Annotated in this window: 2 protein-coding genes; both read right to left on the bottom strand. The window is 58.4% G+C overall.

Annotated features, from left to right (window positions below; all coding sequences use genetic code 11):
• The coding region (locus A5791_RS16215; protein ID WP_197504705.1) for a class I SAM-dependent methyltransferase at positions 1 to 179 on the bottom strand (179 nt) is incomplete at its 3' end.
• Positions 180 to 274: 95 nt separating this feature from the next.
• Positions 275 to 555, bottom strand: a 281-nt coding sequence (locus tag A5791_RS16210) for a 3-hydroxyacyl-CoA dehydrogenase family protein (protein ID WP_231995922.1), incomplete at its 5' end; no start/stop codon positions are given.

The raw sequence follows: 555 nt of genomic DNA, 5'->3' as shown, positions 1-555 counted from the left end.
TTCAGCTTGCCCAGCGCCAAATCAAATTTGGCGTTTTGCGCCTCCTCGAGAGTCATGTCGTCACGCTCGAAGTAGGCACAGGTGTAGCCCATCGTCGGGTCTAGAAATAATGCGAAAAACTCATCTGAGATGTCATAAATCGATTGCGACTCTTCGTAATACGGCGTTAACTGCGGCATGCCCGGAATGCCCCTTTCATTGTCTGACGCGAGAATGGTACCCGCTTCAAACAACAAGTACGACGCCGACCCGGACGAATCGCCGCTGAATTTCCTCAGTACGAGTAAAAACCCTGCCCGGACTTTCTGCCGAGCCGACCCGCCTCGACCATCCGCAGCAACAGCGGCGGCGGCGCGTATTGCGGCTCCTTGAATTCCTCGTACATCTTGTCGGCGATCAGTTTGACGGTGTCCAGCCCGATCAGGTCGGAAAGCCGCAGGGGGCCCATGGGATGGGACAGCCCGGCAACCACGGCCTTGTCGACGTCTTCGACGGAGGCGAAGCCGCCCTCGACCATCCGTATCGCCGCCAGCAGGTAGGGCACCAGCAGCGCGT

The sequence above is a fragment of the Mycobacterium sp. 852002-51163_SCH5372311 genome (assembly GCF_001667115.1).
GTDB lineage: Bacteria > Actinomycetota > Actinomycetes > Mycobacteriales > Mycobacteriaceae > Mycobacterium.
This window is presented reverse-complemented; position numbering and strand designations above follow the sequence as displayed.